The sequence below is a fragment of the Dactylosporangium salmoneum genome, assembly GCF_039532525.1.
GTDB lineage: Bacteria > Actinomycetota > Actinomycetes > Mycobacteriales > Micromonosporaceae > Dactylosporangium > Dactylosporangium salmoneum.
In genome coordinates, this window is the sequence record NZ_BAAARV010000046.1 from 355,112 (window position 1) to 364,242 (window position 9,131).

10 protein-coding genes and 1 pseudogene are annotated in these 9,131 nt (G+C 67.4%); 6 read left to right on the forward strand and 5 right to left on the reverse strand.

Annotated features, from left to right (window positions below; translation table 11 throughout):
- Nucleotides 1–17: 17 nt before the first annotated feature.
- The 6 genes from ABD352_RS27635 to ABD352_RS27660 all read left to right on the forward strand — a co-directional run bounded on the left by ABD352_RS27635 (nucleotide 18) and on the right by ABD352_RS27660 (nucleotide 5,025).
- Nucleotides 18–665: a LysE family translocator gene (locus ABD352_RS27635; protein WP_344615406.1), complete on the forward strand. Its 648-nt coding sequence runs from the start codon at nucleotides 18–20 to the stop codon at nucleotides 663–665.
- Between the two features lie 366 nt (nucleotides 666–1,031).
- A complete protein-coding gene (locus ABD352_RS27640) occupies nucleotides 1,032–1,892 on the forward strand; it encodes a hypothetical protein (RefSeq protein WP_344615407.1) in 861 nt (286 codons plus the stop codon).
- Between the two features lie 379 nt (nucleotides 1,893–2,271).
- Nucleotides 2,272–2,904, forward strand: coding sequence for a DUF7003 family protein (locus ABD352_RS27645; protein WP_344615408.1), 633 nt, complete (start codon nucleotides 2,272–2,274; stop codon nucleotides 2,902–2,904).
- Nucleotides 2,905–3,176: 272 nt separating this feature from the next.
- Entirely contained in the window at nucleotides 3,177–3,692 is a 516-nt protein-coding gene (locus ABD352_RS27650) for a hypothetical protein (RefSeq protein WP_344615427.1), read from the forward strand.
- Complete coding sequence (locus ABD352_RS27655) at nucleotides 3,661–3,927, forward strand: hypothetical protein (protein ID WP_344615425.1); 267 nt, start codon at nucleotides 3,661–3,663, stop codon at nucleotides 3,925–3,927. The genes ABD352_RS27650 and ABD352_RS27655 overlap by 32 nt, the downstream gene beginning before the upstream one ends.
- 405 nt (nucleotides 3,928–4,332) lie before the next feature.
- The gene (locus ABD352_RS27660) at nucleotides 4,333–5,025 is read left to right on the forward strand and encodes a DUF421 domain-containing protein (protein WP_344615409.1); all 693 of its coding nucleotides are present in this window, start codon (nucleotides 4,333–4,335) and stop codon (nucleotides 5,023–5,025) included.
- A 263-nt stretch (nucleotides 5,026–5,288) separates the two neighbouring features.
- Here the strand turns inward: ABD352_RS27660 and ABD352_RS27665 are convergent, their stop codons facing one another.
- From ABD352_RS27665 to ABD352_RS27680, 5 genes and pseudogenes are all read right to left on the reverse strand, one after another.
- A complete protein-coding gene (locus tag ABD352_RS27665) occupies nucleotides 5,289–5,957 on the reverse strand; it encodes a hypothetical protein (RefSeq protein WP_344615410.1) in 669 nt (222 codons plus the stop codon).
- A 268-nt stretch (nucleotides 5,958–6,225) separates the two neighbouring features.
- Nucleotides 6,226–6,381: pseudogene (locus ABD352_RS27670) on the reverse strand (IS6 family transposase); the annotation flags it as partial.
- A 124-nt stretch (nucleotides 6,382–6,505) separates the two neighbouring features.
- Entirely contained in the window at nucleotides 6,506–6,598 is a 93-nt protein-coding gene (locus tag ABD352_RS57715; protein ID WP_425553656.1) for a hypothetical protein, read from the reverse strand.
- A 122-nt stretch (nucleotides 6,599–6,720) separates the two neighbouring features.
- Nucleotides 6,721–7,503, reverse strand: coding sequence for a hypothetical protein (locus ABD352_RS27675; protein WP_344615411.1), 783 nt, complete (start codon nucleotides 7,501–7,503; stop codon nucleotides 6,721–6,723).
- A gap of 596 nt (nucleotides 7,504–8,099) precedes the next feature.
- A complete protein-coding gene (locus tag ABD352_RS27680) occupies nucleotides 8,100–8,468 on the reverse strand; it encodes a response regulator transcription factor (protein WP_344615412.1) in 369 nt (122 codons plus the stop codon).
- Nucleotides 8,469–9,131 lie beyond the last annotated feature (663 nt).

A 9,131-nucleotide genomic window follows, 5' to 3' on the forward strand; every position in this document is an offset into this window, starting at 1 on the left:
GCCCATCCCGTGATTTCATGATCTTCATGGTGTCTGCCGACCGCTTGCTTGCTTTCGCCGCCATGTCGTTCTTGCTGATATTGATTCCTGGACCCAGCGTGCTGTTCGTGATCGGGCGGGCGCTGGCGCAGGGACGCCGCGCCGCGCTGACCACGGTGGTAGGGAACACGCTCGGCGCATACCTGCTCGTCGTGGCCGTTGCCTTGGGGATCGGGTCCATCGTGGAACGCTCGGTCGTCGTATTCACTGTGCTCAAGTTGGCGGGCGCCGCCTACCTGATATATCTCGGCGTCAAGGCGTGGCGGGAGCGTAATTCGCTGCAGGCTTCCTTCACCGCCTCCAGGGCGGCGCACGGTGGCCTGCGCACCTTCTGGGAGGGATTCACGGTCGGTGTGTCGAATCCCAAGACCATCGTGTTTTTCCTGGCTGTGCTGCCGCAGTTCGTCGACCGCGGTCAGGGGCACGTTGCGGTGCAAATGTTGGTGCTCGGTCTGGTCTTTAACGCCATCGCTGTCGTCTCCGACAGCATCTGGGGTTTGGTCGCGGCCACCGCACGGGACTGGTTCGCCCGCTCACCACGACGACTTTCCCTGGTGGGCGGCGTCGGTGGGCTAACCCTGATCGGTCTCGGCGTCACCGTGGCCGTCACCGGACGCAAGGACTGAACTCATCTGGCACCCCTCTGTGTCAATCGCCGGCGATGATCGACGTTCTAGGATTGCTGGTGACGGGTCCGGGAAGTGGCTTCTCCGAAGTGTCGGCTGTCGGGATTGAGCCGGCCGCGCTGGATGGCAGAGTCGCTCCCACTTGCCCTCCCGGGCCCGTCCTGATGCGGCGCGCGTCTTGGGCCATCTGCCGATAGACCACATTGGACAGTCGACGTTTCAGGCAGCGTAGGGCTTCCAACGGACGACCTCCGTGATCAGCTCGGAGGCCAACTGGCGGCGGGTGCGGCCCACACGTCGAGGCAGCTGCTGTAGTGGGCGTCGGCCTCCTGCTGTTATTCGCTGCGCGGCGCATCGCACGGTGTCATGATCGTGCGCGTTCATGTCGGATGTCGGGATCCGGAGCCGCCGCGGATCTTGATATTGGCCGCACGTGCTTTTAATCTGCTTCCCGGTATGGTTCGCCGCGCTGCGGGAGCCGGCCAAGAGGAGTGCTGCATGACCGATCTCTTCCCATCGCCGGCGCCAGACCAGCCGCTCCCGACGTACGCGGGCGACCCAGGGCGCCCCGCACCTCCAGCCGCCTTCCTACCGCCGGTTGCGCCGCCGCCGAGGCGACGACCCGCGCTGATCGTCGCCATCGTCGGATCGGCGCTCGGCCTAGTACTCCTCGCCGGTGCGGCGACGGCTGTGTACGTCGCCATTCGGCATGCCTCCGCCCCGGCCGACGGGCGGGCTACGCCGAGTGCGTCGGCCGCCGCGGGCCCGAAGCACCTGCGGTTCGCCGCGTCGGAAACCGTCGGCGCTTGGCACAAAACGGCCGACGCCGGCCAGGCCGACATGCTGGCCAAAAGCCTGGCCAACAAGGGGCTGACCGAGACGTTCGGCGCCGTCTATCGCGACGAGGCCGGGCACAGCGCTCTCGTCGGTGGTGGCAACAGCGCCGAGTACGGCAACGGCCGGGAGTACAACCAGGCCGCCAGCCTGGCCATGGGCATCGCCCAGGGGTTGAACCACGTCCCCGCGACTACCCAGGTGCCGGCGGATCCGGGCATCATCGGCGGCGTCGCCGCCTGCTCCCCGGCCGGTAGCGACGCCTACCCGGCGACCGCGTGCGTCTGGATCGCCGACGACCTCGTGCTCGTGTTGGTGTTCGACGGCCTCAGCCTCGACGACGCCACCGGTCAGATCCACGCAATGTTGCCTGACCTCGTCGTCTTCGCATGACTATCCGACACTGTGATGCTCACCGTGCTCCAATTTCGCCGTTGCGTGGCACGAGGCGAGCGCGCCCGTACAGAGCCGGCCGAACCGACATAGCTCGTCGAAGAAGGACTGCCGGCGGGTTCGACGAAGAAGTGTTGGCTGCCCACGCTGGCGCGGGAATGGACCGCCAAGCCGTGGCGGGTACAGGTCAGGCGGGCAGCAACAGATTCGGCGCGTCAGACGGGCAGCCAGTGATGTACGCGGCGCCGTGATCGGCGGCCTCGGCCTCGCCGAACCACGGACCTCAAGAGAGCAAGCCGAGACCGGTCGCCACGCACCAACTGCGGCAGATGTGCGCGGGTAACCCGTGGCGGAGCGTACGCAGTTAGGCTGCACGGCCATGGACTCCGTTGAGATCCTCAGCCAGCTCGACACCGCTGCCGAACAGTACGTGTTTCCGGACCTGAACAACGGCTACTACTACGCTGTCGACGCCCGGCTCCACGCATACCGCGACGCGCGGCGGTGGGCGCTCATCGTCGAGACGGTTGGCTACTCACCCCGGGCCGGCAACCTCACCGACATCCTCCACATCTTCGGCAACTGCCTGACCAGCGGCGAACCGGGCTTCGAGAACGCGGACTTCCTCGACCGGATCGACAACTGGGACGAGATCGAAGACGACGACCAGCCCGAGACGTACTGCGGAACCTCGATCGTAATCCGAGGCCACCGGCTCGACGTACCCGCCGAACATGGCGAGGAACTGATCGACGTGCTTCGCCGGCTCATCCCAGACCACCGAGAACTGCTCCTGGCCGAGGAGTCGGAACTCCGACGGCGAATCCCGGCCGACCTACCCAAGATCATACGGCTGGACCAATGGCATCACCCCGACGGCGAGCTCCCCAGCGAGTCAACGACCTTCAGCCAACTCGCCGACGTGCTCACCACCGGAGACGTGAAACGGTACGCACCGGACATACCGCCCAACACACATTGGTCCCACTGGCCAGAATCCGGAACCCTGTAACCCAGCCAGACACCCATCGACAGCGGTATGGGCGGATGGTGCGATCGCGGTCTATCGCAGTGCCTCGCTGACCGATTTCCAGTCCAGTGACGGGTTGGCGGCGGCATCCGCGGCGAGTTCGGCGTGGTCGAGCAGGGCAGTGAGCCGCGTCCTTGCCGAAAACCTCATCCGCCCTGGTCGGAACCGGCGCATGGGAGGACCTGAATGTCGGCAGCGGTTCGCTCGAGCCGGCCTCTCGCGCGGCGGGCATCGCCGCGCGATGATGACCGATCGTGCTGCTGGGACTGGCCTACCTGGCCGTGACGAACGCGTTCGCCTTGCTGCGCCTGCTGCCGGTGAGCGATCGGGACAAGGACGTGGAAATCCTGGCGCTGCGCCATCAGATCACCGTGTTGGGGCGACAACTCGGCAACGACAGGCCCCGGTTCGACCCGAGCGATCGGGCCTTTTCTGGCGGCGCTGCTGCACCAGCTCCCGCGCAACGTCCTGCGTCGGTTGCGGCTGCTGGTGCGCCCGGACACCGTCCTGCGGTGGCACCGGGACCTGCTCGCACGCCGCCACGCGGCCCGGTCCCGGCCCAAGCGCCCCGGCCGGCCGCGGACCTCGTCACGGACCTCGAAGACGTCGGTTGCCGGGCCAAGTACCTGATCCGCGACCGGGACAGCAAGTTCCCTGCGTTTGGTCGACACCGTCCTCCAGGATGCGGGTGTCGAGGTCGTGCTCAGCGGGATCCGGATGCCACGCATGAACGCGATCATGGAGCGGTGGGTACAGACCTGCCGCCGTGAGTTGCCGGACCGGACACTGATCTGGAACCAGCGACACCGGCTACACGCCCTGCACGAGTACGAACGCTTCTCCAACGAACACCGGCCCCACCAGGGCATCGCGAACGCCCGCCCGCTACACACCTTGCCCGCATCGCCGATCCGGAGCAGATCGCCCGCCTCAACATACGAAGACGCGATCACCTCGGCAGCATCCTCCACGAATACGAACATGCCGCCTGAGCTGCCCGGATGACATTCTCGGCAAGCGCACCTTCACGCCGATCGCGCACAGGACGAGCGCAGCGCCCAGGCCGTACGCACCAAGGTATCGGCGGCCGTTGCGCCAGCTTCGCAGGACGGCGGCCGCCGCGTCGCGTTCGTCCACTGGGATTACCCGCATGAAGCCGTGATGCTACCGGAATGCGGGCCGGTGCTTCGTCCTTCAGGACGGGGAGTGAACGCCGCGGCGACACGGAGCCCGGAGCCGGTTGGCCGGCTGAGGCCCGCCCCGTCGTGCACAGCGGTTGGGAGTCGCTCGACCGCACCCCAGCACTGACTGGATCGCGAGATCTCTTCTGTAGGGTCGCATGCCAGGCGGCACCGGAGCCGAAGTTCCGAGAGATGGGAGAGCAGGGCGATGTGGGCCGATATGTGGCACGTGGACATCCCGGTACTTGAGAAAGTGCTACGCACCGTGCTGGTCTACGGCGGCTTGGCGGTGCTCCTGCGCGTGGGCGGCAAGCGTGAGCTCGCCCAGCTCAACAGCTTCGACCTGGTAGTGATGCTGCTGCTGTCGAACGTTGTGCAGAACGCGATCATCGGCAACGACAACAGCCTGTCCGGCGGTCTGCTCGGCGCGGTCGTCCTCATCGCGATCAACGCCGTAATGGTGCGGCTGGTCAACCGGCGTCCCCGTCTGACCCGGATTTTCGAAGGAAGGAATACCATCCTCGTCACTGACGGCAGGGTCGACCACAAGGCACTACACCGAATCGGTATTCGCCACTCCGACCTCGCAGCGGCCCTGCGCCGCCAAGGCGCCAGCGATGTACACGAAGTGAAGAGAGCCACGCTCGCTCCCGGCGGCGCGATCGTGGTCACGCTGACCGAGGAGGCGCAGGACATCACCCGCCGAGATCTCCGGCGCGAACACGTGGCCCTCCTCAACAGCATCCGCGCGGAAATCGATGCCGCCGTCGCTGGACTCGAAGCGCGCCTCACCGACCGTCCGGCGCAGCTGGCCGCCACGGTCTCCGGCACCGACCGGAGCGGCGACGACAGCGGCGACCGCGACGCCGGTCCTGTCGTACGGTTCCCCTCAGCATCGCAGTCCTCCGCCGACATGGCGTAGTAGCAGTCGCGGCCGCCGCCGACGAGACCGGCGAGTTCCCCCAGGCCTCCTACGACGCGTGGGGCTCAGCTGGCGCGATGCTCAGCGTGGGAAGCGCCCCGGCGGGCCTTGCCAGGCAAAGGCCGGGACGGTAAGCGCAGCAGGGCAGCCAAGCCCGGACGGCCACCACGCTCCGGCTGTGCGTCCCTCGCCCCCTCCGCCGCCACGTGCGGAGGGGGCTTATCACAACCCATCCCGTCCCAGGTGTGACGACAGCGAACGACTCAGCGGCCCCGCTCCGACAGGCCCACCGGGCCTCGGCACAGCGTCACTCCACCGGTCACGGCCGCGAACACGACGGCCGCCGCCCAGGCCGCGAGAATCGAGCCGCACACCCTGGCCGGCGCCTCCGGCAGCACCCGGAGGAAACCCTCCGCGGCCAGGGCCGCGGAGGGCACGAAGACCACGATCCCGGTCAGCGCCGCCCAGGCCCCCCGGGCCACCGGCCGACCGCTCCACCGGGCGAACACCATCGACGGCACGAGGGCAAACGTCCCCGAGTTGACGAGCCAACTAAACCCGGCCCAGTAGCACACCAGAAACGTCACCAGTGTGCATGCGTTCAGCAGAGTCATCGTCACCAACGCCCTGCGTATCGGCAGTGGCGGCCGGACACGCGGGCCGCCCGACGCCTCGTTCCACAGGCTCAGCTCCTGGCTGCCGAACGGCTCCACCCGAAGCCGCGTCGTCGAGCCTGGCATCGCGGTGAACGCGATCGCCGCCGAGCCGCGGACCCGCAGCACGTGGTCGCCGGGCACGACCTCCAGGTGGAGGCTCTGGCCGGAGCGGATCCGGCCCACCGGCGCGCCGTCAAGGGCTACCGAAAACCCGACGAGCACGGCCATGAACCGGCGGTTGCGGTACAGCACGACCGATGCGGGCTCGAAGTCCATCGCAGCATTGTCGGGTGGCGGGCACGGACGGCGCCAGAATTTCGAACCTGCTTTTCGAGCCAGTCCGCGCCGCAACCTACGGCCTACCGGTCGCCCCGAAGAGGCCGACGACGGCACCGACGCGAAGAAGGCCAGTGCCGGTGCGGTCAACAAGGCGCTGTTCCCGTGGCTGGCTCAGATGGCGGTGGCGAGCTCGGTGAACGCTGTGGCGACTCGGAGCCCGGACCCGGGCCGCGTCAGCAAGCAGCGGCGTGAATCGTTGCACTCACCGGAAGATCGTGACGTGGTCGACTTCGGCACCGCGCTCGAGCAGCAGTTCCTCGACGTCGCGGTAGGGCAGGCCGTAGCGCAGGTACAGCCGGATCGCGACCACGATCACGCCCGGCGGGAACCGGAACCCGGCGAACGCTGACTGCGGCGGCAACGACGGTCTGCGGCTTGGAGACTTCACTGCTCAAGCCTGCCTCGATCATGCAGAACAGCGAATGCAACAGAGCCCAAGAAGGGCGCCCAAGACGTGCCGTGCCTGGTGGACGGCGTGAACGAGGTTAGGCGGCAGACAGTCGCCACACCGTGACCGTCTTGTCCCGGCTGGCGGTGGCCATGGTCTTGCCGTCCGGGCTGAACGCCACCGAATTCACAAGGTCCTTGTGGTCCCACTCTCAAACTGAGGTATTTGGCGGCGGTAATACTCGCGCTCCCACCGTCCCGGCCGCATGGGACCGGTGTCCTGATTTGCAGGGGAATCGCGGGGGACGGCCAACTAGAGGATCTCGTCGCGGAAGCGCTCGAGCAGCGTCCGGGCTTCGTCCTCGCATCCGGCCGGCACCAGAACGTCCGTCGCCTGTTCTCGCTGGATCGTGTAGCGGTGCACGAGCGGGCCATCCGTCAGCCCGCGCTGCTGGACCCGCACGTCGAATTGCACGACCGCGGGCGGGCCGTCGACGAGTTCGATGTTGTGGACCCGCGTGCCGTAGCCGTGCAGGATCGTGTATCCGCCCGGCCTGCGGTAGATGCCTAGCGGGCTGATGTACACGTCGCCGGCCGGACTTCGGCGGGCACGGGTATGCGCATTCATCGACAGGATGACCAGGAGGATCACGACAGCCACGCCCACGCTCGCGGCCCCGGCAAGCATCATCTCGTTACGGGCCTGCGGGTCGTCCAGGCCGAGGCCGCAGAGAAGCATGGTCGCCCCCAGCAGCAGGACGAACACGCCGGCAGTGTATTGATTCCCGCGGTTGCGGCGCCCCTCGACCCGGTTGCCGGCGCGCCATTCGGCCTCGTCGTAGCGCCAGTGCGCCCACGCCTTGCCGGCCAGCATGTCGGCAATGTCGCGAGTGTAGTACCACGGCTTTACAATCAGTAGCGTCAGCAGCAGCGCGAGCAGAACCCCCACGCCGGGTACGCCGATCGCCATGACCAGCCCTGCCGGTCGGCTGGTTCCCTCCAAGCCGTTGGTCGCGAACCATGCCACCAGCCCGATCACGACCGACACGCCGAGGGCCACGAGCAGGATAGTCCGGAATGCGATGATCTCAAGCATCCGAATCATGGCAGCAAGATAAGGTGACGGCCGTTCCCGGCGAATTAGCCGCATGACGGTGAGTCGACGCCGGTTCCTGCGTGCCGTAACCGGCGAAGCGTCGCCGACCGTCGCCGACGGTTGCGGCTGCTGAGGGGACTGCGGTGACGACGGGTCCGACATCCTGTGCTCCTCGGTCGGGGATTGCGCCCAAGGTAGAAACCCACCGATGCCGGGACATCGGTGTTAGCACGTAATCCGTGGATACGTCGGGAGGCCGACAACAGCCGTGGGGTCTTGTCATGACAGCGGCAGATGCTGATGAGGTGTGCCTCGGGGAAGATCGGTCCGTCGTAAACGCGGTCGACGGCAGGGCTGACTGTGATCAGCGTCGGGGTAGGACCCGACGCATTCGAGCCCCGGTTAGGACGCAGCTTCCGTCCATATTTGCGCCTCATGGTGCGTGATGCGGGGCCAGTACCCGAAACTCTTCGCCCACCGGGCATGGGTCCGCACCTCCTGGCAGACAGGATGACAAGAGCTGGGTGACGGGAGACTGCCACGCCCAGATCTATGAGAGCCGGGAGGTGAGGCCCCTCCCGGCTACTCGACTTAGCTCAGGACCGCAGCAGCGTGATCACGGCCAGGACGCGGCGGTTCACATCCGGCTGGGCGGGCAGGCCGAGTTTGAGGAAGATGCTGCGGATGTGGGCCTCGACGGTGCGCTCGGCGAGGTGCAGCTGCTCGGAGACGGCCGCGTTGGACAGTCCCTCGGCCATCAGCGCCAGGATCTCCCGCTCTCGCTCCGACAGCGTGTCCAGGCCCTCGCCGCGCCGGTGCGGGCGGCGCATAACCCGCTCCTCGATGAGCGGGTCATAGGCAACGCCGCCGAGGACCCCGGCGGCCATGTCGCGTAGCGGCCAGGCGCTGGACGGACGGACGGTCGCCGCAGACGCGGTCGTGGGTTCGGCGGAGATGGTGGTCATGGTCTTCCCTTCGTCGATGCCGGCCTTCCTTCGGTCGGCTGTGTCGTCCACGGTGCTGCGTCCGTTGTCCGGCGCACGAGCGACAACGGTCCCTCGTGCGTGGGACGGCGAGGCCGTTCCCGCGTGGCAGGTGGCAGTAAGCCGCCAGATGATGACGTCGCCGATGGCGGTGGCCATGGTCTTGCCGTCCAGGCTGAACGCCACCGAATTCGCCCAGGCATGTGGTCCGTGACGATGGCGAGGCGGGTGGGGGTGGCCGGGTTGCTCACGTTCCGCCCGTACTGGATCGTGCGATCCTGGACCGACACCGACCGGTCGCGGCGTGGTGGCTCCTCGCCGGCCTGCCTTGCCACACCGCCTGGCTGATCCCGCTCGACTACCGGGTAACACGCAGGCTCAGGTAGGCAGACGCGTAGCGCGAATCCCTCATTTCAACGCCAGCGAGGAGGGCGGGCCTTTCGATGTCGGCGCGAACAGGGTGCGACCGCCTGGGGGCGAAAAGGATTACCTCGCTGGGCTGGCCACCGGCTGCTCGATCGTCGCGGAAGTACCGTGCGTGCGCTCCCGCACGGCGAAGGTGCCGATGGCGAACAGCGTTGCGTAGAAGATGCCGTCGGGCAGCAGGAACCAGGCGCCGGGCAGCCCGAGGGCGCCGACGAGACA

Coding starts and splice junctions, on each gene's coding strand:
- ABD352_RS27635 (WP_344615406.1), top strand. CDS start 18: ATGATCTTCATGGTGTCTGCCGACCGCTTGCTTGCTTTCGCCGCCATG.
- ABD352_RS27640 (WP_344615407.1), top strand. CDS start 1,032: ATGATCGTGCGCGTTCATGTCGGATGTCGGGATCCGGAGCCGCCGCGG.
- ABD352_RS27645 (WP_344615408.1), top strand. CDS start 2,272: ATGGACTCCGTTGAGATCCTCAGCCAGCTCGACACCGCTGCCGAACAG.
- ABD352_RS27655 (WP_344615425.1), top strand. CDS start 3,661: ATGGAGCGGTGGGTACAGACCTGCCGCCGTGAGTTGCCGGACCGGACA.
- ABD352_RS27665 (WP_344615410.1), bottom strand. CDS start 5,957: ATGGACTTCGAGCCCGCATCGGTCGTGCTGTACCGCAACCGCCGGTTC.
- ABD352_RS27675 (WP_344615411.1), bottom strand. CDS start 7,503: ATGCTTGAGATCATCGCATTCCGGACTATCCTGCTCGTGGCCCTCGGC.
- ABD352_RS27680 (WP_344615412.1), bottom strand. CDS start 8,468: ATGACCACCATCTCCGCCGAACCCACGACCGCGTCTGCGGCGACCGTC.